The following is a 24,005-nucleotide window of genomic DNA, read 5'->3' as shown; positions in this document are numbered from 1 at the left end:
GCGGGGCAGGGTCACTTGACCGCCCCCGCCGTCAGGCCGGCCTTCCAGAACCGCTGGAGGAGGATGAACGCGAGGACAAGGGGGAGCACCGCGAGAAGCGAGCCCATGATCACCACCGGATAGTACTCGGGAGAGACGGTCGCCTGGCTGTTCCACTGGAACAGACCGAGGCTGACGGGGTACAGATTCTGGTTGGACAGCATCACCATCGGCAGGAAGAAGTTGTTCCAGATCGCGGTGAGCTGGAAGAGGAAGACCGTGATCAGGCCCGGTGCGAGCATCCGCAGGGAGACCCGCGCGTACGTGGTCAGCTCGCCGGCGCCGTCGACGCGGGCCGCCTCCAGGACCTCGTTCGGCACATAGCCCTGGGAGAAGATGCGGCCCAGATACACGCCGAACGGATTGAACAGGACGGGGGTGAACACCGACCAGAAGGTGTTCACGACGCCGGCCTCGGACGCGATCAGGTACAGCGGCAGCGCCAGGACGGTCTGCGGCACCATGACCGCGGCGAGGACCAGGCCGAACAGCTTCTCCTTGTGCCGGAAGTGGTACTTGTCGAAGGCGTAGCCGCAGGCGACGGAGATCATCGATCCGATGGCCGCGCCGAGCACCGCGTACAGCAGGCTGTTGCCGTACCAGCGGCTGTACAGGCCGCCGTCCATCGCGAACAGGTCCTTGAGGTTCTGGACCAGGGAGAAGTCGCCGAAGGAGAAGATGCTGCTCTGGAACAGCGCGTCCCGGGTCTTGGTCGAGGCGAGGACCAGCCACAGCGCCGGCAGCACCGTGTAGAGCACCGAGATCACGACGATGACATTGACCACGGCCCGGCCGAGGAAGCGTGGCCGCAGCAGGGACGAACTGCTCAACTCGGCTGTGGTCATCGGGCGTTCTCCTCTGCGGCCTCGACACGGTTGGTCCAGCGGGTGACGCCGTAGGACACGGCGATCGTGATGATCAGGAGGATCACCGAGGCGGCCGCCGCGAGCGAGTAGTTGTTCCGGCTGAACGCCGCGTCGTAGATGTACATGCTCGGCGAGAACCGGGCGCCGACCATCGCCGACGACTGGTGCAGCAGCGCCGGTTCGGTGAACAGCTGCAGCGCCCAGATGAGGGTGAACATCGCGACCATGACGATCGAGGACCGCACCAGCGGAGCCTTGACCTGCAGCGCGGTGCGCACCGGCCCGGCCCCGTCGACGACCGACGCCTCCAGGACCTCGCGGGGGACGGCCTGCAGGGCGGCGTAGAAGACGACCATGTTGTAGCCGAGGTTGGACCACAGCGCGATGTTCACGATCGACGGGAGCGTGGTGTGCAGGCCGAGGAAGTCGATGGTGACGTCGCCCTTGGCGAAGGCCTCGATGATCGGGCTGATGCCCGGGGTGTACAGGTACAGCCAGATCAGCGCGGCGATGATGCCGGGCACCGCGTGCGGCAGGAACAGCCCCAGCTGGGCCCAGGCGCGCAGCCGGACGACGCCCGAGTCGAGGAGCAGCGCCAGCGCGAGCGAGCCGATCACCATCAGCGGGATGTAGATCAGGCAGTACAGGCCGACGGTGCCGAGCCCGGACAGGAACGACGGGTCGGTGAGCACGGCCCCGTAACTGCGCAGGCCGACGAAGACCGTGCGCTCCGGGCCGAAGCCGAGGCCCGGTTGGTCGTCGCTGAAGAAGCTCAGCCACACCGCCGTGGCCACCGGGATCAGGAAGACCAGGACGAGCAGCACGAAGAACGGGGCCATCAGGACGCCCGCGGCGCCGCCTCGACGGCGGCCCGCCGTGCGCTGCGCCCGGCGCCCGGAGGCGTCCTGGTCGCGTGGCGGCGCGGACGCCGTCGCGGGGGCATGGGTGGTCGCGGTCATGGGAGTCACCTGCCTTTCGGAGTGCGGGCGTTCATGTCGTGTGCTGGGTGGTCTTGAGGCCGAGCGCCTTCAGGTCCGGCATCGTGCCGTCCTCGGTCGCGCGCATCGACGATTCGAGCGTGCCGGAGCCGGCCGCGGCGCGGGTGAAGGCGTCCTGCATGACCTGGGCGGTCGCGGTCATCCGCGGGCCCCACACCCAGCCGTCGCGGATCTTGTGCGCCTCCTCCTCGAACAGCCTGTAGATGTCCTGGCCGCCGTAGTACGTGCGGTCGAACGCGGCGCGGCCGACCGGGATCAGTTCGGAGACGGCCGGGTACTGGCTGCTGGCGCCGCTGGAGAGGCGGGCCTTGAGCGCGTCGGGGCTGGAGACCTGCCACTCGATGAACTCCATGGCGGCCTCGGGATGGGCGCTGTCCTTGGTGATGGCGAACGTCGAGCCGCCGTTGGTGCCGAGGGCGGGCCGGTCGGGGTCCCACTGCGGCTGCGGGGCGATGCGCCACAGGCCCTTCTGCTCGGGGCGGGCGTTCATCTGCGCGCCCGCGTCCCAGGCGCCGCTGTGCCGGGTGAGGACCAGGCCGTTGCCGATCTGGGCGTCGTTGGCACGGCTGTTGGGGTTGTTGGCGTAGACGAGGTCCTCGTCGAGGAGGCGTTGCCAGTACTTGGCGACGCGCCGGGTGGGCGCGTCGGCCAGCGAGACGTTCCAGGCGCCCTTGGAGGTGTCGAACCACTGGGCGCCCGCCTGCCAGCACAGTCCGGCGAACAGGCCCATGTCGATGGGGAAGATGCACGCCTTGCGCCTGCCGCCGGTGCGGCGCACGGCACGGGCGAGGTCGGCGTACTCGTCCCAGGTGGTCGGTACGTCGAAGCCGTATTTGTCGAACAGGTCCTTGCGGTAGTGCAGGACGGTCGGCTCGATGTCGAGCGGCACGCTGAACGTGCGGCCCTCGAAGGTGGTCTGGCCGAGCGCCTGCGGCAGCAGCTTCTTGCGCAGGTCGTCGCTGATCAGCGACGTGATGTCGCGGGCGACGCCGTCGATCGCGTACCCCGGGACCTGCGGGTACTCGATGGTGGCGACGTCCGGGGCGTTCCCGGCCCGCGCGGCGTTGCTCAGCTTGAGATAGCCGCCGCCGTTGCCGGACGGTATCTGTTCGAAGCGGACCTGGATGTGGTCGTGGGTCTTGTTGAACTGGTCCACCACTTCCTGGCTGCCGCGCAACGCGGACCAGAACGTGATGACGGTCGTGCCTTTACTGCCTTTGGTACCGGTCTTGCTGCTGCTCTGCGGCGACGCGCTGTCCGATCCGCTGCAGGCGCCGAGGGCACCCGTCAGCGGCAGCGCGGTGATCGCGGCGAGCATGGATCGACGGCTCTGTCGACCAGGCATGGGCGCCTCCCGCGGCTCCTGCGTGTTCGAGTCACGGGAATCCTGATCGGCTGAGCGGTATCGGTCAATAGATCGATCAGAAGAAAATGAAACGGTCAAACGCTCATCGCTGGCCGTCAGTTGTGCCGGCCTGCTGCGTGGAGCCGCGTACCTTCAGATCCGGCAGCACCTCCATCCGCCGGGCCGGACCCGACGACGCCCCCCGCTCCAGGCGGCGCAGCAACAGCTCTGCCGCCGCGCGGCCGATCTCCGCCTTGGGCGGGGACACGGCCGTCAGCGGCGTGCTGCCGAGCCCGGCGACCACGTCGTCGTACGCGATCGCCGAACAGTCCTCCGGCACCCGCACCCCGCTGTCCCGCAACTTCTGTACGAGCATCAGCGCGTCCACGTCACCGTGCAGGAGCGCCGCCGTCGCTCCCAACTCCTCGAGCAGAGAAGGCAGGTCGACGGGCTGCTCGGCGGCCGCCGCGTCCGGGTCGGGAGCCGCCGTCGGGGTGCTCAGGGCGACGGCCCAGCGGTCGATGTCAGGATGCGCGGCGGCGATCTCGGTGAACGCGGAGCGCAGGGCCCGCGCGGTCGGGCTGTCGTCGCGCGCGGCGAGCACGATCCGCCGGTGACCGAGACCGGTGAGGTGGTCGAGCGCGAGATGGACGCCGTACCAGTGGTCCGTGCACACCGTGTCGACGGCATGCAGCGCGCTCCCCGCCCGGGGCCTGCGCTCCATCAGGACCGCCGGTACGGGCAGCCGCGCCAGCCAGGCGTAGTCGGCCTCCTCCGTGGCCCGGCTGCGCCAGCGCGGGGCGATCAGCAGGCCCCGCGCGCCGTCCGCCAAAGCCCGCTCCACGATGGGCTGTTCGGCACCCGCGACGGGGGGCGCGATGTGCAGGCCGATCCGGATGCCGGCCTCCTCGAACGTGGTCCGGGCGCCGTGCAGCATCTCGTACAGATAGGCGTGCCGCTCCGGCACCACCACGGCGACCGGGCCGCCGTCGGGCGGCGGGTCGGCGGGCGGGATGGCCTGTGCGGCCTCCGGCAGCATCGGGCGCGCGACGCCGTGGCCGCGGCGCAGCTTGCCATCGCGGGCCAGTTCCTCCACGTCGCGGCGGAGCGTCACCACCGACACCGCGAGTTCCGCGGCGAGATCGCTGACCCGTGTCGCGCCGCGCGACTGCACCACGGCGAGAATCCGCTGCCGCCTGAGATCGACCGGTTCGCGCATGATGGTGGCCCCCTCGCAACCCGCTGTTCGTTTGAGTGTTTTTCTGAACGGTTCGGCGGCAGCATAACCAGGGGACCGGGGGCGGGGTCAGCCCCCGGCGGACTCGGGTTCCGGCGGGAGCGTGTCGAGAACGATGCCGAAGTGCTGGTCGTACGCGGCGAGCACGGCGGCGTCGGTGTCGAGGGTGCGTTGTGTGCGCTGTCCGGCATCCGTCGTCGTGAGCGTATGACCGCTCAAGGTGATGCGTCCGGTGTCGGTGGGGCGTGAGCAGACCAGGGACTGGGTGAAGTGCGAGGCGGGGGAGGTGCGGTGGTACCAGGAGCCCGCCTCGAAGTCCCGCAGCTCACGCGGTCGCTGGTCGAGCAGGTACTGCGGGCTGCCGTCCTGGAGCACGAGCAGATCGCCGTGCGCGGCGTCCTCGATGCGGAAGACGCCGCCCGGGTCCTGCTGCTCGCCGCGCTCGTCGTACACCAGCGGCTCGGCGCAGAACGCGCCGAAGCCGACGTCCGCGAGCCGGTCCGCGCCGTCCGCCGTGCGCACGCGCAGCGCCATGTGGTCGTAAGGGATGCCGGGCCGGCCGTCCTTGCCGACCACACGCGCTTGCAGCAAGGTCACGGTGAAGCCGAGGGCATCGAGGAGCTCCGCGAACGCCCCGTTCAGTTCGTAGCAGAAGCCGCCGCGGCGCCGGTCGACCACCTTGGCGACGAGCGCCGCCGGCTCCAGGACGACCTCCTCGCCCCTGTGCACCGACAGATTCTCGAACGGCACCGACCACAGGTGCGCCCGGTGCAGCGCGCGCAGCGCCCCGGCGGTCGGCGCGGCGGGGCGCTCGGCCCCGATGCGGTGGAGGTAGGCATCGACCCGGCTGTGATCCATGGGACCAGTGTGGCGGACGCCCGGTGTGCCGGGGCCCGACGTCAAGGGGATGTGTCGTGCGGATCCAGGTCGTAGATGCGCTCAAGCAGCCACGCCTCGTTGCCCGCGAGGCCCGCTCTGCGCAGCGCTTCGTCCGCCTCGGCGATCGGCACGGCGAGCACCGAGGCGGTCGCGGGCGGCTCCGAGCCGGAGAGCGCGGCGCGCGCGGTGTGCAGCAGCCGCAGACAGGCCTGCGCCGCGGCCAACTCGTGGTGCTTCGCCGATCGGCCGTGTGTGTCGAGATTCCAGGTTCCCTGCATGACACCACTCTTGCGCACGGGTCTGACAATCCCTCGCCAATGGGGCGGGACTAGGCTCGCGTGCGGTTGAAGAGTCCATCGAAAACGGGTCCAGGACCTACGGAGACGAGGAGGAACGCACTCGTGTCATCGCACGCACTGCCGCTGTTCGATCCCGCGGCGGGGCAAGGCGCGCGGCAGTTCGCCGAGTTGGGGCTCGCCCTCGTCCTGTCGACGCTGATCGGCGCCGAGCGCGCCGTCCAGCAGAAGAGCGCGGGCCTGCGCACGCACACGCTCGTCGGCGTGGGCAGTGCCCTGTTCATGGAAGTCTCCCAGCACGGCTTCAACTCCCTGCTGGGCATGGACGGCGTCGCTCTCGACCCGTCCCGGGTCGCGGCGCAGATCGTGTCGGGCATCGGATTCATCGGCGGCGGGCTGATCTTCGTGCGGCGGGACGCCGTCCGGGGCCTCACCACGGCCGCGACCGTCTGGCTGACCTGCGCCATAGGGATGGCCTGCGGCGGCGGACTGCCGCTTCTCGCGATCGCCGCGACGGCCTGTCACTTCCTCGTGGTCCGGGGCTATCCCTGGGTGAGCCGCCGCATCCCGGCCATGACCGCCGAGCGGCGCACGGGGCTGCATCTCGCGTACGAGGTGGGCAGCAGCGTCCTGACGCGCGTTCTGGAAGAGTGCACGGGCCGCGGTTTCCGCGTCCTCGAAGTGCGCACCGACCGCACCGACTGGGACGGCGGTTCGGGCCGGCGGGGCACCATCGCCGTCCGGATGGAGATCGAGGGCGCGGCGGAGGTGCCGGGCCTCGTCGCGGTGCTGGCCGAACTGGACGGGGTGCTCGACGTCGCGTCGCTGGAGACCGCGGCGGACGAGTAGCGGGGCCGCCGGCCGGGGACGGCGATGACGGTGCGGCCGCGCAGATCCGGCGTGCCGGGAGCACCGCCGAAGGGGGCCCCGCCGTCGTCGGAGCCCCGATACGTGTCATGGTCACTCATGCGCGCACCCTGACCAGGCACGCGCGGGCTACCGCCGGGTGAGGTTCAGCCGCAGCCCCTGGGGCATCAGCGTCAGCCGCTCCGTCACCTTGAGCCGGTAGGCGGGCTCGGGCCGCAGGTCGTAGCGGCGCAGCAGCAGACCGAGCACCAGCGTGGCCTCGTGCAGCGCGAACTGGCGCCCGATGCAGGCCCGCGCACCCGTCCCGAACGGTTTGAAGACATGTCCCGGCCGGGCCCGCACGGCCTGCGGCGCGAACCGGTCCGGGTCGAAGGACTCCGGATCGTCGCCCCACGCCACCGGGTCGCGGTGCAGCATCGTCGTCAGGACGAGCGCCCAGGCGCCGCGCCGCATCGGATGGGTCCCGCCGAGCGTCGTGTCGGATACCGCCTCGCGCGCGAACGCGGGCGCCGTCGGCCACAGCCGCAGCGACTCGTCGAGGACCCGCCGCAGATAACGGAGCTTGGCGACCTGCTCGTACGCGGGTACGTCCACGGCGCCCCAGACCCGGTCGACCTCCTCCCGCGCCGTCGCCAGCACGCCGGGGTTCTGCGCGAGGTAGTGCAGGGCGAACGAGAGCGCGCCGGACGTCGTCTCGTGCCCGGCCACCAGGAACGTGATGACCTGGCGGCGGATGTTCTCGGGCGCGAGCCGCTCGCCCGTCTCCGGGTGCGCCACGTCCAGCATCCGGTCGAGCAGATCGCCGGGGCCGCCGCCGGAGGCACGGCGCGCGGCGATCACGTCGTCGACGGTGCGGTTCAGATAGGCGCGGTCCGCTGCGTTGCGCTTCTCCGCGCCGCGCTGCAGTGCCGAAAGGAGCGGCGGCACCACGTTCCGGCGCTGTGCGAACGACAGCGCGCCGACCATGGCGGTCACGAACGGATGCAGCTTCTCCCGCTCGAAGGACCCGAAGTCGTGCCCGAATCCGGTGCGCGCGATCGTCTCCAGGGTCAGCTTGGTCATGTCGCCGGGGACGTCCACCGAACGGCCCGCGGCCTCGCTCGCGTCCCACGCGTCCGTCAGCTGCCCCGCCACGTCGAGCATCAGCGGGTGATAGCCCTCCATCGCCTCCCGGCTGAACCCGGGCGCCAGGATGTCGTGCGCCAGCTGCCAGTTGGGCTCGCTGTTGTACGCGGTGAACAGGCCGTCCCCGGCGAGAGGGCGCAGATTGGCGACGCCGAGACCGACGTGCTTGGCGAACCGCGACTCGTCGGCCAGCTCCGCCGCGAGCTGCGCACCCCACACGAAGACGATCTCCTTGCCGAACGCCTTGCGGCGGAAGATCGGCCCCAGGTCGGCGGCGATCCGCATGGAGTCCTGCAACGGCGTACGGACATTGGCGCCCACGACATCACCGATGAGCGGCACCCGGTGCGGCGGGTGCGGGATCCGGTCCAGGCGCGGCCAGCCCTGCTCGGCACTGCGAAAGCCCCGAGGCAGCGTGGCGCCGGCCGACTGTGTCATCTGAGCCATCGAGCCCATCTCCCCTGCGCCACCGATGGATTGAGGCACCGAAGGCAGCTTGTTAGACGTGGATTCAATAATGCGCCTCAGTGTGCGGCTGTTATTGAACTCACGTCAAGTAAGCAGCCGTTCGTCCAGTAGGGTGCGGCCATGACGGCAGAGCGGACGACCCGGCGCAGAATGAGCACCGAGCAGCGCAGGGAGCAACTCCTCTCCGTGGGCGCCTCGTTGTTCGCGCAGAGTCCGTACGACGACGTGTGGATCGAGCGGGTCGCCGAGATCGCGGGCGTCTCCCGCGGGCTCCTCTACCACTACTTTCCGAACAAACGGGACTTCTTCTCCGCGGTCGTGCGCCGCGAGAGCGAACGGATGCTGCGGCTGACCGCCGCGGTGCCCGGCATTCCGGTGCGCGAACAGCTCGGCGCGGGGCTCGACACCTTCCTCGGCTATGTCGCCGCGCACGCCGAGGGCTTCCGCGCCTTCCATCGCGCCGAGTCCGCGGGCGACCCCACCGTGCGCGCCGTCTACCGCGACGGGCTCGCCGCGCAGGAGCAGCAGATCCTGGCCGCCCTCGCCGCCGACCCCGAGATCACCGGCACACTCCCGGAGCCGGCCGCGCTGCGCCTGGCCGTGCGCGGCTGGCTCGCCTTCCTCGTCGCCGTCTGCCTGGACTGGCTCGACGAACCGGAACTCACCCGCGAGCAGGTCCGCGACCTCTGTGCGCGGGCGCTCCTGGGCGCGCTCTCGGGCGGACTGTGAGGTCGTAAGGAAAACTTGCAAGGCTTCCTGTCTATCTCCTACGGTGGAGACATGTCAGGAACGCAGGGACCCGCAGCACCCGAGCCGCCCGGCGAGCGCGTCGCCGCCGATCTCGCCACCATCGTCGGCCGGCTCTCACGGAGGCTGCGCACCGCGTCGCCGGACAGCCTGCTCACCCCGACCCAGCGCACCGTGCTGGCCCGCCTCGACACGGACGGTCCCGCCACGACGGCGGCACTCGCCCGCTCCGAGTACGTGAAACCGCAGTCGATGCGGCTGACCCTGGGCGCCCTGGAGGAGCGCGGCTTCGTCGCCCGCACCCCGGATCCGACCGACGGGCGGCAGTCCGTCGTCTCCATCACCGACGGCGGCCGCGCCACCCTCGACGCCGTCCGCGCGGCCAAGCACAGCTGGCTCGCCCAGGCCCTGGCCGCCGAGTTCGACCCCGCCGAGCGCCGCCTCATCGCCGAGGCGATCGTGCTGCTCGGCCGGCTGGTGGAGCGGTGAGCGGTGACATAGCGGCGACGGCCACCACCGCACCCGCCCCCACCGGCGGCGGATTCCGCGCCCGCCTCACCGCGCCCCTCCTGCTGGGCTCGGTCCTCAACCCGCTCAACACCACGATGATCTCCACCGGCCTGGTGGCGATCGGGCACCACTTCGGAGTGGGTGCCGCCGACACCGCGTGGCTCATCTCCGTGCTCTACCTCGCCAGCGCCGTCGCCCAGCCCGTGCTCGGCAAGCTCGCCGACGCGCTCGGCCCGCGCCGCGTGTTCCTCACCGGCCTCGTCGTGGTCTGCGCCTCCGGCCTCGTCGGCATGTTCGCCACCGCCTTCGGCTGGCTCGTCGTCTCCCGCCTGCTGCTCGGCATCGGCACCTCGGCCGCGTACCCCGCCGCGATGGCCGTCCTGCGCGACGAGGGCCGCCGGGTCGGCCGCCGCCCGCCGCGACCCGTCATGGCCCGGCTCTCCTTCGCGGCGCTCGGCAGCGCGGCCGTCGGCCCCACGCTCGGCGGACTGCTCGTCACCGTCGTCGGCTGGCGCGGCATCTTCGCCGTCAACGTCCCGGTGTCCGTGATCGCGTTCTGCTGCGCCGTGCTGTGGATCCCGGCCGACCCTCCCCGCGGCACGGACGGCGAGCCCGCCCCCAGGCTCGCCCTCGACCCGCTCGGCATCGGCCTGTTCTCCACGGCCCTGACCGTCCTGGTCTTCTTCCTCCTCGACCTGTCCCACCCCCTGTGGTGGCTGCTCGCCCCGTTCGCCGTGCTCAGCGCCGCCCTGCTGTGGTGGCAACTGCGCTGCCGGACGCCCTTCATCGACGTGCGGATGCTCGCCGGGAACGGACCGCTCGCCCGTACCTACCTCCGGCACGGCCTGAGCTATCTGCTCATCTACTGCGTCATGTACGGGTTCACCCAGTGGCTCGAGGAAGGCCGCGGCTACTCCTCCGGGCACACCGGGCTGCTGATGCTCCCCATGTCGCTCGCCGCGCTGGTCTGCTCCTTGATCGGCGCCCGCACCAAGGGGATCCGCGCCCCGCTGATCGTCGCGAGCGCACTGCTGACCGCGGGAGCGGCCCTGCTCGCCTTCGTCTCCGGTGCCACACCGCTGGCCGTGCTGCTCCTCGCGGGCGCCTGCTTCGGCATCCCGCAGGGCCTCATCGGCACCAGCAACCAGGCGGCGGTCCAGGAGTACGCGCCCGCCGCAGACATCGGCGCCGCGGCGGGCCTCCAGCGCACCGCCCAGTACATCGGAGCCATCACCGCGTCGAGCCTGATCGCGCTCGCCTACGGACAGCGCGCCGACGACGCGGGACTGCACCTGATGGCGACGGTCTCGGCCGTCCTCGGCGTCCTGCTCGTCGCCCTCACCGTGACGGACCGGGCGCTGCGCAGACAGCGGTGAGCGCCTCCGCCCTCCGTCACCCGGTGAAGAAGAGGCCGCCCGTCGGCTCCTGGTGCCCGTCGGCCTGGTGCCAGTAGTCGCGGGTCTCCACCACCAGACCGTCCGCCCGGAACCGTACGAACACACACCCGGCCAGCGTCGTGGGCCTGCCGTCCTCCTCGGCGAGCACCCGGAACTCGGCCACCGCGACCGGCCCGGGACCCACCACCGGCGCCGCGAACCGCACCTCCACCGGCAGCTCCTGCGCGAACGACCACCGCAGGTAGTCGGCCAAAGCGTCCCGCCCGCGATGCGGCTCCCGGAACGGCATCGACCGGTGCACGCAGTCCGGCGCGTACAGGGCGAGCAGCGCCGCCACGTCGTGCCGCGCCCAGCCGTCCTGCCACACCTCGACGAACCGGCGCGCGGCGGCCCCGGCGCTCTCGTTGTCCATGCGCTGCTCCCGGTGTCGCCCCCGCCGTCCCGTCGCCCGCCACAGTAGCGGGGGAACCGGAGGGAGCCGTCCGGTGGCGGGTCCGGTGCGGTAGTGTGACCGGGCCCCACTGCGCCACGAGGGAACGAGGAGGTGAGCCCGATCTTCGCTGTACCAGGTCAGGAGCTCCCTGCTCGCGCCGCCCGCCACGACCGCTCACGCTGAGCCGGTCCGCCGCGCGACGGCCGGGAGCCCCGTCGGCGTCCCGAGAGGTCACACCACACCCATGTCGCTCCCCCCGTCACCCGAACCGCCTCCACCCGCCTTCCTGGTGTCCGCGCTGCGCGCCGCCGGCTGTGTCTTCGCCGAGGACGAGGCCCGGGTCCTGCACGGCTCCGCCCGCGACCACGCCGAGCTGACCGCGATGGTGGAGCGGCGGACCGCCGGACTCCCGCTGGAGCACGTCGTCGGCTGGGCCGAGTTCTGCGGGCTGCGGATCGCCGTCGACCCCGGGGTCTTCGTGCCGCGCCGCCGCACCGAGTTCCTGGCCCGCCAGGCCCTCGCCCGTACCCGGCCCGGCGCCACCGTCGTCGACCTGTGCTGCGGCACCGGCGCCGTCGCCGCCGTCCTCGCCGCACGCGCCCCGGGACGGTTGCACGCAGCCGACCTGGACCCGGCCGCCGTCGAGTGCGCCCGCCGCAACCTCGCCCCGCTGGGCGGCGAGGTCCACGAGGGCGACCTCTACGACCCGCTGCCCGCGGAGCTGGCGGGCCGGGTCGACATCCTCATCGCCAACGGCCCCTACGTCCCCACCGGCGACCTGCCGCTGCTGCCGTCCGAGGCCCGCGACCACGAGCGGCAGCTCGCCCTCGACGGCGGCAAGGACGGCCTCGACGTGCTGCGCCGGGTGGCCGAGCAGGCGCCGCGCTGGCTCGCACCGGGCGGCCGGCTCTTCGTGGAGACCAGCGAGCGGCAGGCCGACACCGCGCTGGCGGCGGTACGCTCCGCCGGCCTCGCGGCCCGTCTGGTCGAGGACGACGACCTGTACGCCACGGTCGTCGTCGGCACCCGTCCGGCGCGCTGACCCCGGCTCCGCGCAAAGGCGTGGTCCCGGTACCCGGAGTGCTCCGGGTACCGGGACCACGGTGGGGGAGGCGACGGCCTCACGTCCGTGCCCGAGCGGTCAGGTCCCGTACGAGACCTTCACCTTCTCGAACCCCAGTGAATGCAGCAGCCCCTCCAGCATGTCGGTGGTGTTGCCCTCGGCGCGGCCCGTGAGACCGCTGTCCTTCGCGGCGTCACCGATGTGCCGGGCGGCCAGCTTGCGCACCGCCTTCTCGTCGTTGGGGTTGTCCGAGAACAGGTCGCCGAGCCGGTCGAGCAGCCCACGCTGCTTCGACACCGCGTAGGACCGGTCCGTGTCCAGAGCGGGCTTGCCGAGCTGGGCGTGCGGCAGATGCAGCGTCGCCGACGTGCGGTCCTTGTTCACCTGGACGTCTCCGGGGTCCACCTTTCCGAGATCGACGTACGCGTCGACGGTTCCCGCCCCGATGTACAGGGTCCGGGTCCCGCGGATCGCGTCCGGCAGGTACTTCGTGTCCTTCTCCAGGTCGACGACGACCTGGAAGTTCCCGGATGCGGCGTCGTAACGGCTCATGTCCCGCACCGACTTGAGCAGCGCGGGACCGGACCGGTCGTGGGTCTCGGTGCCGAAGAAACCGTCGAGACGGTTCATCAGGCGCAGCCCGGTGGCGACGAGCGCCACCACGACGACAACCACGACGGCGGCCTTCGCCCACGGGGGGAGCGCAGCAACAGCCCTCGGCTTCATGAGGGAAACCTCCTTCCCATGGAGCCCGAGTTCCCGCGACGGACCCAGATCACGCCTGTCGCGGTGCCGCCTTCCCGGAGCAGGTTCCCCGATGGAGCGGTTCGTACGAAAGGTCCCGCGGGCTGCGCGTGCCGCTTCGGTCGTGCCCCTGCCGCCGTCCTGACCGCGCGGGGTCACCTCCGTACGGGCCGGTCGCCCGACACCCGGGACCACCAGACGCCTTCGCCGTGGGTGAGTCCCGGCAGGGCCGGCTCGATCTCCCGCACCGCGCGCGCCGTCAGCTCTCCGGTGATCAGCCAGGACGTGTCGCCGCCCGTGATCCGCCCGAACTCGGCGCCCAGGGAGGCGAGGTGGGCGCTCACCGGGGCGAGCGCGTCCAGGGGGACCTCCGCCTCGAAGGTGTGCACGGGCTCGAAGACCCGGGTGCGGGCCCGTTCCAGGGCCCGCCGCAGCACGAGCGCCGTCACCGTGCGGAAGTCGCCCGCCACGCTCACCGGTGAGTCGAAGCCCGAGCGGATCAGGGTGACATGACAGTCCGTCACCGGCCAGCCGAACGGTCCGCCCGCGCCGAGCCCGGCCCGCACCGTGTCCTCGACGGCCTGGTGGAACGCCCGGGGCAGGGCGCCCAGTTCGGTCTCGTACGTGAAGACGCGGCCGGATCCGGGCGGCCCCGGCGCGACCCGCAGGCCGACGGTCGCGGGCAGCCCGGTCGTGCTGCGGTGCCCCATCTCCTCGACGCTCTCGCCGCTGCCCACCGGCCGCTCCACGCACCGGATCCGGCTCGGCTCGAACACCGCCTCGATGCCGAACTCCTCGGCCAGCGTGGCCCCCAGAACCTCCTTCTGTACCTCCCCGTACAGCAGCAGCCCCGTCGCGCCGGCGGCGGCCGGACGGGCGTGGATCAGCGGATCCTGGTCGGCGAGGTCGAGCAGGGCCGCGCGCAGCGCCGCACCCTGTCCGGGGCGCACGGCCCGGGCGACGGTCTCCAGCGTGGGCGGCGCGAACCGGGAGCGGTCGCCGTCGGTCCGGCCGAGCCGGTCGCCGACCCGGATGCCCGCGACGCCCCGGACCTCGGCGATCCGGCCGGGCCCCGCGACATCGCCCTCCGCCCCGACGACCCGCAGCCCGGTGAGGCGCGCGGGCACCGACTCGGTGCCGCCGTCGGCGTCCCGGCGCAGGAACGTCACCTTCTGCCGGGCCCGCAGCTCACCGTCGTACACGCGCAGGCTGCCGACGCGTTCACCGGCGGGTCCGCGCCGCACCGCGAAGACGGTCGCGGCGGGCGGCGCCGACGTGTCGGTCCCGCCGGACGCGGGCAGGAACTCGAGGATGGCGTCGACGAGTTGCCGCACGCCCTGGCCGCCGAGCGCGGACCCGAACAGCACGGGATGTGCCCGGCCCTCGGCCGTCCGGGCGACCAGCGCCCGGCGCAGTGCGTCGGGGGTCGGCGGCGGCCCGTCGACCAGCGCGGCAAGGACCGTGTCGTCCACCTCCGCGAGGGTTCGGGCCGCCGCGTCGTCCAGGTCCCGGTCGGTGACCTCGGCGCGAGGGGTGCCCGCGTGGCGGACCCGGGACAGCGGGACCACGTACGGGGTGAGTCTGCGGCGGATGTCGTCGAGCAGCGGGCCGGTCCGCGCGCCCGCCCGGTCGACCTTGTTGACGAACACGAGCGTGGGCAGCCCGAGCCGCCGCAGCGTCCTGAGCAGCACCCGGGTCTGCGCCTGCACGCCCTCCACCGCGGAGAGCAGCAGCACGGCCCCGTCGAGCACGTCGAGGGCGCGCTCCACCTCGGCGATGAAGTCGCTGTGGCCCGGGGTGTCGATGAGGTTGATCTGGGTTTCGCCGACGGTGAACGCGGCGACGGCCGAGCGGATCGTGATACCGCGCCGCCGCTCGATCGTGCCGGTGTCGGTGCGGGTGTCACCGGCGTCGACGCTGCCGAGCCGGGCGATGGCACCGGTGTCGAACAGGAGCCGCTCGGTGAGGCTGGTCTTACCGGCGTCGACGTGGGCGAGAATGCCGATGTTCAGGGTGGTGCGAACCTGCGGGGTCTGCATGGAAGGTCGAGTCCTCGAGAATCGTCCGGCGTGGGCGCTGAACTGCTTCGAGGAATCGGCGCATTCCGTTCTCCTGCTCAGGTGAGGGCTGTGACCCGGCCATACTGCTCACCTCGCCGGGGGAGCGCGCAACTCATTTTCCCGGCGGCTCGAACCGGCGTACGTAGCGCTTCTGCCACGGGGTCTCCACCGCGTGCGGGCTGTAGTGGCGTCGCACGTACGTCACCGCCTCGGGTGCGGGGACGCCGTCGAGCACCGCGAGGCACGCGAGCGCCGTCCCGGTCCTGCCGCGCCCGCCCGCGCACGCCAGCTCCACCCGCTCGTCCACGCTGCGCCGCCACGCTTCGGCCAGCACTTCGCGGGCCCGCCCGCGGTCGGCCGGCAGCCGGAAGTCCGGCCAGCGCAGCCAGGTGAACTCCCATTCGGTGGGCGGGGGTTGCTTACCCAGCAGATAGACCCCGTACGAGGGGTGCGGGCCGGGCGGCAGCGGTACGCGCAGCCCGCGTCCCCGCACCAGCCGCCCCGACGGGAGACGAAGGACGCCCGGCGCGTCCGGATCCCAGGTCATCGCGCGTCCCGTGCGGCCGAGAGCAGGAACGCCGCCAGCCTACGGGCGCGCCCGAACGCGTCGGGGAACACGTCGAGGCCGTCCGAGACGAGCGCGCCCTCGTGCAGCAGCATCAGGGAACGCCCCAACTCCCGTGCCGCGTCCGGCGACACCTCGTGTGCGAGGCGGATGAAGAGGTCCAGCATCCACTGCTTCTGGCCGGTGATGACGGCGTACGCGGGGTGGGCCGGATCGCTGATCTCGGCGTGCGCGTTGACCATGCTGCAGCCCTTGCCGCTGTGTGCGGCCATCCACTCCCGTGACGCGTCGAACACCGCCAGCACCCGCTCCGTGGGGGTGAGAGCCACCGGATCGTGGTGTCCGGCCAGAAAGGCACGCCAGCGGGCGTCCCGGGTGGCCAGGTAGTCGACGACGATCTGCTCCTTGGAGCCGAACCGGTCGTAGAGCGTCTTCTTCGTGACCCCCGCCTCGGCGGCGATCAGATCGACGCCCACCGCGTGGATCCCGCGCTCGTAGAACAGCCGCGACGCGGTCTCCAGGACCCGGCGCGCGGCGGGGGTGAGATCGGGGCGGTCCGGATCGACGGCCGAGGCGACGTGCGGGGCGGAGGGGGCCGGCGGGACAGGCATACCGCAAGACTATACCGATCTGTATAGTCGCGGTCATGGTGCTGAGGTAAACAGATCTGTCTACCCGTCTTCGCCGTCCCGCCCGCTGCCGTCCCGAGGTGGTGTCCCGACCATGAACGTGTTGCTGTCCATCGGCTTCGTCCTGACCTGGAGCTCCGGTTTCATCGGGGCCAGACTCGGCGCCGCCGAGGCGAGCGCCGTGACCACCCTCATGTGGCGGTTCCTGCCGCTGGCCCTCGTGCTCGCCGCCGTCGGGGGACGCCGGGCGCTGCGCGAGCTGACCGCGCGCGGCCTCGCCCGGCAGGCCGTCGTCGGGGCCCTCTCGCAGAGCGGGTATCTGCTGACCGTCTACTACGCCATCCAGCTCGGCGTCTCCAGCGGTACCACCGCTCTCATCGACGGCACCCAGCCCCTCGTGGCGGGCGCCCTCGCCGGGCCGCTGCTGCGCCAGTACGTCACGGCACGCCAGTGGGCGGGCCTCTGCCTCGGCCTCGCCGGCGTCGTGGTCGTCACCACCGCCGACGCGACCGCCGTGACAGGGGTGCCCCCATGGGCGTACGGCATTCCGTTCCTCGGCATGATGTCGCTGGTCGCGGCCACCTTCGTGGAGAGCCGCTCGACCACGCGGGTCGAGCCGATGGTGGGACTCGGCGTGCACTGCGCGACGAGCGCGGTCGTCTTCACACTCCTCGCCGTGACCACGGGGAACGCGACGCCGCCCGCCGCGCCGTCCTTCTGGCTCTCCCTGGTCTGGCTGGTCGGCCTGTCCACCTTCGGCGGGTACGGCCTGTACTGGATCGTGCTGCGCCGCGACGGCCTCACCCGCGTGAACACCCTGATGTTCCTGATGGCGCCGGTCACCGCCGTGTGGGGCGCCCTGATGTTCGGCGAGCCCTTCGGGGTGCGGACCGCGCTGGGCCTGGCCCTCGGACTCGCCGCCGTGGCCGTCGTCCGGCTAGGAGACCGTGGGCGGGACCAGGTGCCGGTTGGGGCGGATCGCGGCCTCCGCGAGCTCCGGGACCTCGGCGACGACGACACCCGCCTGCGCCAGGACACCGATCCCGTCGGCGCCCGGCACGAACGTGTCGGGTTCGCGCCAGGCGGTCACCACGCGTCGTACGCCCGCGTCGACGATCAGCCGCGCGCACGGCTTCGGCCGTGAGGCGCGGCGGGCACACGGTTCCAGGCTGCTGTAGACGGTGGCCGCCACCAGGCGCGGATCGTCGACGGGGAGCTTGGCGAGCGCGGCCTCCTCGGCGTGCACGACGGGGTCACCGCCCTCCCGGGAGTGCCCCCGCGCCAGCTCCGTGCCGTCGGCCGCGACCACCACCGCGCCCACGCTGAACGCCGTCCCCGACGGCGGGCAGTCCGCGGCCAGGTCACAGGCGAGGCGCAGCCAGTGCCGGTCCGCCGCCGTGGGCACGTCCGTGGCGCCGGGCACCGTCGGCGCGTACCGCGTGACGATCACATCGCCGACCCGCTCCGTGCCCAGGACCCGCATCCGGCTGCGCGGTCCGCCCGGATAGGCGCCGGGACCGAACAGGCGCGGCGCGTCCGGCTCGCCGACCACCAACGGGGCGACGGCGAGCCGCAGTTCGTCCGCGAGGCCCAGCTGGAGCAGCTGGGTGTGCACCCGCGCCCCGCCCTCGACCATCAGCCGCCGCACGCCGCGTCCGCCCAGATCGTCCAGGAGCGCCGCCCAGTCGACGGCCGCCCCCAGCGCCACCACGTGCGCCGCGTCGCCGAGCCGGCCGCGGGCGACGGCCGCGCCCCGGTCCGTGGAGTAGACGAGGCGCTCGCCGCCCGTCGTCCAGAACGGATCACCGGGGTCGAGTCGGCCCGATCCGCTGACCGTCACCTTCAGCGGGAACGCGGGCCGCCCGGCGGCGACCCGCTCCGCGCGGCGCGCCTCGGAGTTGACCAGCAGCCGGGGCCGGTCCGTGCGCAGGGTGCCCGCGCCGACCAGGATCGCGTCGCTCGCCGCGCGGACCGCGTCGACCCGGTCGAAGTCCTCCGCACCGGACAGGAGCAGCCGCCCCTCTCCGGTGTCGTCGAGGCACCCGTCGAGCGACACGGCGGCGGACAACAGCACATGAGGGCGGGGCATGGCGACTCCGTGACCAGGCGGAACGTACCCCCCGACCCTACCGAGGGGACGGCGGTGTCCCGTCACCGAAGGGCCGGCCGCCGAGCCGCTCCCGCCCGTGCGGGGCGGCCCAGCCCGACGGGTCGGGGCCGAGCGGCACGATCCCGGTCGGATTGATCCCGGTGTGCACCTGGTAGTAGTGCCGCTTGATGTGGTCGAAGTCGACCGTGTCGCCGAAGCCCGGCGTCTGGAACAGATCCCGCGCGTACGCCCACAGCACCGGGTCCTCGGTCAGCTTGTTGCGGTTGCACTTGAAGTGACCGTGATAGACGGCGTCGAACCGCACCAGCGTCGTGAACAGCCGGACATCCGCCTCCGTGATCGTGTCCCCGACCAGGTACCGCTGCCCGGACAGCCGCCGCGACACGATGTCGAGCCGGCCGAACACATCGCCGTACGCGGCGTCGTACTCGCTCTGCTTGGTCGCGAACCCGGCGCGGTACACGCCGTTGTTGACGTCCTGGTAGATCTCCTCCATGACGTCGTCGATCTCGTCGCGCAGCGGCTCCGGGTACAGGTCGGGGGCGCCGGGACGGTGCAGTGCCGTCCACTCGGTCTCCAGGTCGAGGGTGAGCTGCTGGTAGTCGTTCGTCACGAGTCGCCCGGACGGCACGTCGACGATCGCGGGCACGCTGACCCCGCCCGGACTGTCCTTCTCGCGGGCGTCGTAGGCCTCGGCGAGATAGCGGATGCCGAGCACCGGGTCGCGGCCGTCGGGGTCCAGCGTGAACCGCCAGCTGCGGTCGTCCTGGATCGGGTCGGTGACCGCGAGCGACAGGGCGTCCTCCAGGCCGAGCAGCCGCCGCACCACCAGCGCCCGGCTCGCCCAGGGGCAGGCCAGACTGACGACGAGCCGGTAGCGGCCCGCCTCCACCGGCCAGCCGTCCCGCCCGTCGGCCGTGATCCGGTCGGCGAAGTGACTGCGGGAGCGTGAGAAGCCCTTCTTGCCGAGCGAGGCGTTGCCGTCCATGAGACATCTCCCTGAAGAACCGGAAACGGACGTCCACGAGCCTGCCCGGGAAACGCGGGACGTACCACCGATGCGGCAAGAGGCGACGCCCCGTGCGCGGTGAGAGGCTGGAAACGGCTCATGGGACGCCCCGGACACCCCGGATCCCTCCAGAACGCTTCGGACCGCGGAAGGCGTGCGCGCATGACGACCCTGACCGGCGACTACCTGACCCTCGACGACGGCCGCCCCGCCGTGCGCCTCACCCGCACCTACCGGCGTCCGGTCGAGAAGGTCTGGAGCTACGCGAGCGACCCCGCCGAACTGGCCCGCTGGTTCCCCTCGACGTTCGAGGTGGACGAGCTGCGCCCCGGAGCCGTGATCCGCTTCTACGACGACCCCCACCTGCCCGAGTCCACCGGCACCGTCCTCGCCGCCGACGCCCCGCACCACCTCTCCTACACCTGGGGCGCCGACGAACTCCGCCTCGACGTCGAACCGCTCGGCGACGGCGACACCCGGCTGACCCTGATCAACGTGCTGGAGCGCGCCGACACCGCGGCCCGCAACGCGGCGGGCTGGGAGGTCTGTCTGCACGCCCTCGACGCGGCCGACCGGGGTGAGGCGGAGGCGCCGTCGGGGCCCGCCTGGAAGGAGCTGTACGACGCCTACATCGTGGCGGAGTTCCCGTCGGGCGCGCCGGTCCCCGGCCTGGACGACGCCACCTGAGGCGGCCACACCCCGGGCAGCAGAATGCCCGACGCGTAGGCGCGCGCGACCAGTTCCGTACGGTTCGCCGCGCCCCACCGATGGGACAGCCGCCGCAGGTGGTACGTGACCCCGTCCGTCGTCAGCCCCGTCTCGCGCGCCGCCCGCGCGGTCGTCGCCCCCGCCGCGAGCAGCGCCAGGATGCGCTCCTCGTTCGGGTGCAGCGCCTCGGACGGCGGTGACGGCGCCACCGGATCGACCGTCGGCGCGGCGATGCGCAGCATCACGAGCAGATCCGGCAGCGCGTCCGGGGCGTCGCTGACCGGGTCGACGATCAGCTCGCCGTGGCGCCGCGCGCCGTGCGTGTCCCGCCAGGTCACGGACACCGTGTAGCGGGAACGACGGCGCAGCTTCAGGGCCTCGGCGATCCGCTCCACCTGGGTGGCGTCCAGCGGCGGAAACAGATCCAGCATGTCCCGGCCCTTGAGCCGGCCCGGTGTGGTGCCCCATTCGGCGGCCAGCGTCGCGTTCGCCAGACGCACGGAGCCGTACGGATCGCACACGGCGACCGGCATCGGGATCCGGTCGAACAGCACCATCGCGCGATTGCGCCACACCACCGCGTCCACGGACCACCACCTCCCGCCGGGCATGTCACGGACCGGCGTCCGGCACAACCCCGGCACGCCGTCGGTCACTACACAATCATGTAGTGGACCTGCGACGACCGGCGGGGGAGCGGCAGCAAGCTGGAAGCTCCGATCCACCGCTCCGCGAAAGGCAGTTGTCGCACCATGCCGCACAACGCGCTGCTCCCGCCGCCCCCCACCGACGGCCTTCCGCTCATCGACATCTCCGCCACCGGCCCGGGTCCGGCCCCGCTCCAGCAGGTCATGGGCCTGATGCGGGAACACGGCCCGGCGGTCGTGCGCCGACTGCACGGCCGCGACGCCCTGTTCGTCGCCGACCTCGACCTGGTCACCGAAATCGCCGACGAGGACCGCTTCGCCAAACACGTGGGCCCGGCCCTGCAGAACGTACGGGAGTTCGCCGCCGACGGCCTGTTCACCGCCTACAACGACGAGCCCAACTGGGCCCGCGCCCACGACATCCTGATGCCTGCCTTCGCGCTCGGCTCCATGCGCGCGTACCACCCGGTGATGTACCGCGTCGCCCGCCGCGTCATCGACAGCTGGGACCGCGCGGCCCGCGACGGCAGCCCCGTCGACGTACCGGGCGACATGACCCGGATGACGCTCGACACCATCGGACTCGCGGGATTCGGCTACGACTTCGGGTCCTTCGACAGCGCGGAGCCCCACCCGTTCGTCGAGTCGATGGTGCGCTGCCTGGAATGGAGCATGAAGCGCCTCGCCCGCGTCCCCGGCGGGGACCACGCGGCCGCCGACGCGGCGTTCCGCACCGACGCCGACCACCTCGCGCAGGTCGTCGACGACGTCATCGCCGCCCGCGTACGAGGCGCGGCGGCCGGCGACGACCTGCTCGGCCTCATGCTGAGCGCCGCACACCCCCGGGACGGCTCCACGCTCGACCCGGCGAACATCCGCAACCAGGTCATCACCTTCCTCATCGCCGGACACGAGACGACGTCCGGTGCGATGTCCTTCGCCCTGTACTACCTCGCGAAGCACCCCGCGGCCCTCGACCTCGTCCGCCGGGAGGTCGACGGCCTGTGGGGCGACACCGCCGACCCCGAGCCCGGCTTCGACGACATCGGGCGCCTCACCTACACCCGGCAGGTGCTCAACGAGGCGCTCCGGCTGTGGCCGACGGCCGCCGCCTTCAGCCGGCAGGCCCGCGAGGACACCCTCCTCGGCGGACGCATCCCGCTGCGCGCCGGGCAGGGCGTCACCGTTCTCGCGCCGATGCTGCACCGGCAGCCCGTCTGGGGCGACAACCCCGAGGGCTTCGACCCGAACCGGTTCACCCCCGAGGCCGAGGCGGCCCGCTCCGTACACGCCTTCAAGCCGTTCGGCACCGGTGAACGCGCCTGCATCGGGCGGCAGTTCGCCCTGCACGAAGCCACCATGCTGCTCGCGATGCTGGTGCACCGCTACCGGCTGCGCGACCACGCCGACTACCGGCTCACGGTGAAGGAGACCCTCACCATGAAACCGGACGGCTTCACCCTCACCCTCGCCCCGCGCACCCCCGCCGACCGCCGCCACGGCCCACTGCCCGGCGCGGGTATCGCCGCCGGTGCCGAACGGGCGACCGAAACCGCCGAGTTGCCGGTGCGCGTGCGGCCCGGAACGAGCGCGCTGTTCCTGCACGGCAGCAACTACGGCACCTGCTCGGGACTCGCCCGGCAGCTCGCCGACGAGGCCGGAGCGCTGGGCTGCACGACCGAGGTCGCCCCGCTGGACGTCTACGCGGGCGCCCTGCCCACGGACCGCCCGGTGATCATCGTCGCCGCGTCCTACAACGGCCGTCCCACCGACGACGCGCGCGCGTTCGCCGCCGCCCTCGACGACATCCCCGACGGCGTCGTCTATGCCGTGCTCGGTGTCGGGGACCGCAACTGGGCCGCGACCTATCAGCACGTCCCGACCCGCATCGACGACCGCCTCGCCGCCGCGGGCGCCGACCGCCTGTGCGAGCGCGCCGCCGCCGACGCCTCCGGCGACCTGAACGGCACCGTGCGCACCTTCACCGCCCGGCTGCGCGCCGCCCTCCTGGAGCGCTACGGCGACCCCGACGCCACCGGCGCCGCACCCGCGCCCTCCGCGCCGTACGAGGTCCGCGTCCTGACCGGCGGCCCGCTCGAAGCGGCCGCCGCCCGGCACGGCCTCGGCGAGCTGACCGTCACCGAGTCCTACGACCTGACGGCGGCCGGACACCCCCGCGCCAAGCGGTTCCTGCGCCTCGCCCTCCCCGAGGGGACGACGTACCGCACCGGCGACCACCTCGCCGTGCTTCCCTCCCACGAACCCGCCCTGGTGGACCGGGCCGTGGCGGCGCTCGGCCTCGATCCGGAGACCCTGCTCGACCTGCGCGACCACCGGCCCGGGCGGACCGGACTCGCCGTCGACCGCCCGCTGACCGTGCGCGAACTCCTCACCCGGCACGTCGAGTTGCGCCACCGGCCCGCCCCTGACGCGGTGGCCGTGCTGGCCGCCGGCAATCCGTGCCCGCCCGAGGCGGCCGCCCTGAAGGCGCTCCCGGCGGACGATCCGCGCACCTTCGTCGAACTGGTCGAGGACCACCCGGCGCTGCGCGGCGCGCTCACCTGGCCGGCACTCCTGGACGTGCTTCCGCCCCTGCGGCCGCGCCACTACTCGATCTCCTCCAGCCCCGCCACGGGCAAACCGGGACACATCGACCTGATGGTGTCCGTCCTCGACGCGCCGGCCGCATCCGGCCGCGGCCGCCACCGGGGTACCGGCTCCACCCATCTCGCCGGACTGCGGCCCGGTGCGGTGGTCCTCGGCCGCGTACAGCCGTGCCGCGACGTCTTCCGCATCAGTCCCGAGGCGCCCGAACCGGTCATCATGGTCGCGGCCGGCACGGGCCTCGCCCCGTTCCGCGGCGCCGTCGCCGAGCGCGCCGCCGGGCTCCCGCCCGCGCTCGTCTACTTCGGCTGCGACCACCCCGACCGCGACTTCCTGCACGCCGACGAACTGCGCGCGGCGGACGCCGCGGGGGCGATCTCGCTGCGGCCCGTCTTCAGCGAGGCCCCGGTCGACGGCCACGCTTTCGTACAGCACCGCATCGCCGCCGAGGCCGCCGAAGTGGGCCGGCTGCTGGACGCCGGGGCGCGGGTGTACGTCTGCGGCGACGGCGCCCGCATGGCGCCCGGGGTGCGGGCTGCCTTCCGGGCGCTGTACCGGGAGCGCACGCCCGGCGCGGACGAGAGCGCGGCCGAGGAATGGCTCGCCGGTCTCGTGGCCGAGGGGCGCTACGTGGAGGACGTCTACGCGGGCTGAGGACC

Annotated in this window: 22 protein-coding genes and 1 pseudogene; 8 read left to right on the top strand and 15 right to left on the bottom strand. The window is 72.6% G+C overall.

Features of this window, described 5'->3' with window-relative positions; all coding sequences use genetic code 11:
• Positions 1-11: 11 nt before the first annotated feature.
• The 6 genes from ABT127_RS29080 to ABT127_RS29055 form a co-directional block, all read right to left on the bottom strand.
• A complete protein-coding gene (locus ABT127_RS29080) occupies positions 12-884 on the bottom strand; it encodes a carbohydrate ABC transporter permease (protein ID WP_351456185.1) in 873 nt (290 codons plus the stop codon).
• Complete coding sequence (locus tag ABT127_RS29075) at positions 881-1,864, bottom strand: carbohydrate ABC transporter permease (protein ID WP_351456182.1); 984 nt, start codon at positions 1,862-1,864, stop codon at positions 881-883. Before ABT127_RS29075 ends, ABT127_RS29080 begins: the two co-directional genes overlap by 4 nt.
• A gap of 31 nt (positions 1,865-1,895) precedes the next feature.
• On the bottom strand, positions 1,896-3,248 hold the full coding sequence (locus tag ABT127_RS29070) for an ABC transporter substrate-binding protein (RefSeq protein WP_351456179.1): 1,353 nt from the start codon (positions 3,246-3,248) through the stop codon (positions 1,896-1,898).
• Between the two features lie 103 nt (positions 3,249-3,351).
• Positions 3,352-4,467, bottom strand: coding sequence for a substrate-binding domain-containing protein (locus ABT127_RS29065; RefSeq protein WP_351456176.1), 1,116 nt, complete (start codon positions 4,465-4,467; stop codon positions 3,352-3,354).
• A gap of 87 nt (positions 4,468-4,554) precedes the next feature.
• Positions 4,555-5,343: an arylamine N-acetyltransferase family protein gene (locus ABT127_RS29060; protein WP_351456173.1), complete on the bottom strand. Its 789-nt coding sequence runs from the start codon at positions 5,341-5,343 to the stop codon at positions 4,555-4,557.
• A gap of 41 nt (positions 5,344-5,384) precedes the next feature.
• The gene (locus tag ABT127_RS29055; protein ID WP_351456170.1) at positions 5,385-5,642 is read right to left on the bottom strand and encodes a hypothetical protein; all 258 of its coding nucleotides are present in this window, start codon (positions 5,640-5,642) and stop codon (positions 5,385-5,387) included.
• Between the two features lie 123 nt (positions 5,643-5,765).
• Between ABT127_RS29055 and ABT127_RS29050 the strand changes: the two genes are divergently transcribed.
• Positions 5,766-6,509, top strand: coding sequence for an MgtC/SapB family protein (locus ABT127_RS29050; RefSeq protein ID WP_351456167.1), 744 nt, complete (start codon positions 5,766-5,768; stop codon positions 6,507-6,509).
• Between the two features lie 147 nt (positions 6,510-6,656).
• Here the strand turns inward: ABT127_RS29050 and ABT127_RS29045 are convergent, their stop codons facing one another.
• Complete coding sequence (locus ABT127_RS29045; RefSeq protein WP_351456164.1) at positions 6,657-8,099, bottom strand: cytochrome P450; 1,443 nt, start codon at positions 8,097-8,099, stop codon at positions 6,657-6,659.
• Between the two features lie 141 nt (positions 8,100-8,240).
• Here ABT127_RS29045 and ABT127_RS29040 point away from each other — a divergent pair, with 141 nt between their 5' ends.
• The 3 genes from ABT127_RS29040 to ABT127_RS29030 are packed head-to-tail and all read left to right on the top strand — an operon-like array spanning position 8,241 to position 10,753.
• The gene (locus ABT127_RS29040) at positions 8,241-8,849 is read left to right on the top strand and encodes a TetR/AcrR family transcriptional regulator (protein ID WP_351456161.1); all 609 of its coding nucleotides are present in this window, start codon (positions 8,241-8,243) and stop codon (positions 8,847-8,849) included.
• Positions 8,850-8,900: 51 nt separating this feature from the next.
• Positions 8,901-9,356 carry a MarR family winged helix-turn-helix transcriptional regulator gene (locus ABT127_RS29035; RefSeq protein WP_351456158.1) on the top strand — a complete coding sequence of 152 codons (456 nt, stop codon included), beginning with the start codon at positions 8,901-8,903 and terminating at the stop codon, positions 9,354-9,356.
• Positions 9,353-10,753: an MFS transporter gene (locus tag ABT127_RS29030; protein WP_351456155.1), complete on the top strand. Its 1,401-nt coding sequence runs from the start codon at positions 9,353-9,355 to the stop codon at positions 10,751-10,753. The genes ABT127_RS29035 and ABT127_RS29030 overlap by 4 nt, the downstream gene beginning before the upstream one ends.
• A 16-nt stretch (positions 10,754-10,769) precedes the next feature.
• Here ABT127_RS29030 and ABT127_RS29025 read toward each other — a convergent pair whose 3' ends face one another.
• A complete protein-coding gene (locus ABT127_RS29025; RefSeq protein WP_351456152.1) occupies positions 10,770-11,186 on the bottom strand; it encodes a nuclear transport factor 2 family protein in 417 nt (138 codons plus the stop codon).
• 265 nt (positions 11,187-11,451) lie between these two features.
• Here ABT127_RS29025 and ABT127_RS29020 point away from each other — a divergent pair, with 265 nt between their 5' ends.
• Entirely contained in the window at positions 11,452-12,249 is a 798-nt protein-coding gene (locus ABT127_RS29020) for a putative protein N(5)-glutamine methyltransferase (protein WP_351456149.1), read from the top strand.
• Positions 12,250-12,348: 99 nt separating this feature from the next.
• Here the strand turns inward: ABT127_RS29020 and ABT127_RS29015 are convergent, their stop codons facing one another.
• The 4 genes from ABT127_RS29015 to ABT127_RS29000 all read right to left on the bottom strand — a co-directional run bounded on the left by ABT127_RS29015 (position 12,349) and on the right by ABT127_RS29000 (position 16,250).
• On the bottom strand, positions 12,349-12,996 hold the full coding sequence (locus ABT127_RS29015; RefSeq protein WP_351456147.1) for a DUF4230 domain-containing protein: 648 nt from the start codon (positions 12,994-12,996) through the stop codon (positions 12,349-12,351).
• A 173-nt stretch (positions 12,997-13,169) separates the two neighbouring features.
• Entirely contained in the window at positions 13,170-15,053 is a 1,884-nt protein-coding gene (gene otr(A) / locus ABT127_RS29010) for a tetracycline resistance ribosomal protection protein Otr(A) (RefSeq protein WP_351456144.1), read from the bottom strand.
• A 133-nt stretch (positions 15,054-15,186) separates the two neighbouring features.
• Positions 15,187-15,621: a protein-tyrosine phosphatase family protein gene (locus ABT127_RS29005; RefSeq protein WP_351456141.1), complete on the bottom strand. Its 435-nt coding sequence runs from the start codon at positions 15,619-15,621 to the stop codon at positions 15,187-15,189.
• Positions 15,618-16,250, bottom strand: coding sequence for a TetR/AcrR family transcriptional regulator (locus tag ABT127_RS29000; protein WP_351456138.1), 633 nt, complete (start codon positions 16,248-16,250; stop codon positions 15,618-15,620). The genes ABT127_RS29005 and ABT127_RS29000 overlap by 4 nt, the downstream gene beginning before the upstream one ends.
• A 112-nt stretch (positions 16,251-16,362) precedes the next feature.
• Here ABT127_RS29000 and ABT127_RS28995 point away from each other — a divergent pair.
• A pseudogene (locus tag ABT127_RS28995) lies at positions 16,363-17,250 on the top strand (DMT family transporter); the annotation flags it as partial.
• On the opposite strand, the gene ABT127_RS28990 reads toward ABT127_RS28995, so the two are convergent.
• Positions 17,206-18,357, bottom strand: coding sequence for a dihydrofolate reductase family protein (locus ABT127_RS28990; RefSeq protein ID WP_351456135.1), 1,152 nt, complete (start codon positions 18,355-18,357; stop codon positions 17,206-17,208). The pseudogene ABT127_RS28995 and the gene ABT127_RS28990 sit on opposite strands and share 45 nt — an antisense overlap.
• Positions 18,358-18,394: 37 nt before the next feature.
• Positions 18,395-19,366: a glutathione S-transferase family protein gene (locus ABT127_RS28985; protein ID WP_351456132.1), complete on the bottom strand. Its 972-nt coding sequence runs from the start codon at positions 19,364-19,366 to the stop codon at positions 18,395-18,397.
• Positions 19,367-19,549: 183 nt separating this feature from the next.
• On the opposite strand from ABT127_RS28985, the gene ABT127_RS28980 reads away from it, so the two are divergent.
• Positions 19,550-20,074: an SRPBCC family protein gene (locus ABT127_RS28980; RefSeq protein ID WP_351456129.1), complete on the top strand. Its 525-nt coding sequence runs from the start codon at positions 19,550-19,552 to the stop codon at positions 20,072-20,074.
• On the opposite strand, the gene ABT127_RS28975 is transcribed toward ABT127_RS28980, so the two are convergent.
• Positions 20,014-20,706: a PAS domain-containing protein gene (locus ABT127_RS28975; RefSeq protein WP_351456354.1), complete on the bottom strand. Its 693-nt coding sequence runs from the start codon at positions 20,704-20,706 to the stop codon at positions 20,014-20,016. The two genes, ABT127_RS28980 and ABT127_RS28975, sit on opposite strands and share 61 nt — an antisense overlap.
• 141 nt (positions 20,707-20,847) lie before the next feature.
• Here ABT127_RS28975 and ABT127_RS28970 point away from each other — a divergent pair, with 141 nt between their 5' ends.
• Positions 20,848-24,000, top strand: a complete 3,153-nt coding sequence (locus ABT127_RS28970; RefSeq protein WP_351456126.1) for a bifunctional cytochrome P450/NADPH--P450 reductase — start codon at positions 20,848-20,850, stop codon at positions 23,998-24,000.
• Positions 24,001-24,005: the final 5 nt, after the last annotated feature.

Source organism: Streptomyces sp. NPDC001904, assembly GCF_040297005.1.
Lineage (GTDB): Bacteria > Actinomycetota > Actinomycetes > Streptomycetales > Streptomycetaceae > Streptomyces.
The sequence above is the reverse complement of the archived record's forward strand: the minus strand, read 5'-3'. Positions and strand labels throughout refer to the sequence as shown.

Excerpts from the sequence above, each read along its gene's own strand:
- ABT127_RS29055 (WP_351456170.1), bottom strand. The coding sequence starts at position 5,642 with ATGCAGGGAACCTGGAATCTCGACACACACGGCCGATCGGCGAAGCAC.
- ABT127_RS29035 (WP_351456158.1), top strand. The coding sequence starts at position 8,901 with ATGTCAGGAACGCAGGGACCCGCAGCACCCGAGCCGCCCGGCGAGCGC.
- ABT127_RS28990 (WP_351456135.1), bottom strand. The coding sequence starts at position 18,357 with ATGCCCCGCCCTCATGTGCTGTTGTCCGCCGCCGTGTCGCTCGACGGG.
- ABT127_RS28970 (WP_351456126.1), top strand. The coding sequence starts at position 20,848 with ATGCCGCACAACGCGCTGCTCCCGCCGCCCCCCACCGACGGCCTTCCG.
- ABT127_RS29020 (WP_351456149.1), top strand. The coding sequence starts at position 11,452 with ATGTCGCTCCCCCCGTCACCCGAACCGCCTCCACCCGCCTTCCTGGTG.
- ABT127_RS29000 (WP_351456138.1), bottom strand. The coding sequence starts at position 16,250 with ATGCCTGTCCCGCCGGCCCCCTCCGCCCCGCACGTCGCCTCGGCCGTC.
- ABT127_RS29015 (WP_351456147.1), bottom strand. The coding sequence starts at position 12,996 with ATGAAGCCGAGGGCTGTTGCTGCGCTCCCCCCGTGGGCGAAGGCCGCC.
- ABT127_RS29025 (WP_351456152.1), bottom strand. The coding sequence starts at position 11,186 with ATGGACAACGAGAGCGCCGGGGCCGCCGCGCGCCGGTTCGTCGAGGTG.
- ABT127_RS29065 (WP_351456176.1), bottom strand. The coding sequence starts at position 4,467 with ATGCGCGAACCGGTCGATCTCAGGCGGCAGCGGATTCTCGCCGTGGTG.
- ABT127_RS28980 (WP_351456129.1), top strand. The coding sequence starts at position 19,550 with ATGACGACCCTGACCGGCGACTACCTGACCCTCGACGACGGCCGCCCC.
- ABT127_RS29080 (WP_351456185.1), bottom strand. The coding sequence starts at position 884 with ATGACCACAGCCGAGTTGAGCAGTTCGTCCCTGCTGCGGCCACGCTTC.
- ABT127_RS29005 (WP_351456141.1), bottom strand. The coding sequence starts at position 15,621 with ATGACCTGGGATCCGGACGCGCCGGGCGTCCTTCGTCTCCCGTCGGGG.
- ABT127_RS29070 (WP_351456179.1), bottom strand. The coding sequence starts at position 3,248 with ATGCCTGGTCGACAGAGCCGTCGATCCATGCTCGCCGCGATCACCGCG.
- ABT127_RS29060 (WP_351456173.1), bottom strand. The coding sequence starts at position 5,343 with ATGGATCACAGCCGGGTCGATGCCTACCTCCACCGCATCGGGGCCGAG.
- ABT127_RS29040 (WP_351456161.1), top strand. The coding sequence starts at position 8,241 with ATGACGGCAGAGCGGACGACCCGGCGCAGAATGAGCACCGAGCAGCGC.
- ABT127_RS28985 (WP_351456132.1), bottom strand. The coding sequence starts at position 19,366 with ATGGACGGCAACGCCTCGCTCGGCAAGAAGGGCTTCTCACGCTCCCGC.
- ABT127_RS28975 (WP_351456354.1), bottom strand. The coding sequence starts at position 20,706 with ATGCCCGGCGGGAGGTGGTGGTCCGTGGACGCGGTGGTGTGGCGCAAT.
- ABT127_RS29075 (WP_351456182.1), bottom strand. The coding sequence starts at position 1,864 with ATGACCGCGACCACCCATGCCCCCGCGACGGCGTCCGCGCCGCCACGC.
- ABT127_RS29045 (WP_351456164.1), bottom strand. The coding sequence starts at position 8,099 with ATGGCTCAGATGACACAGTCGGCCGGCGCCACGCTGCCTCGGGGCTTT.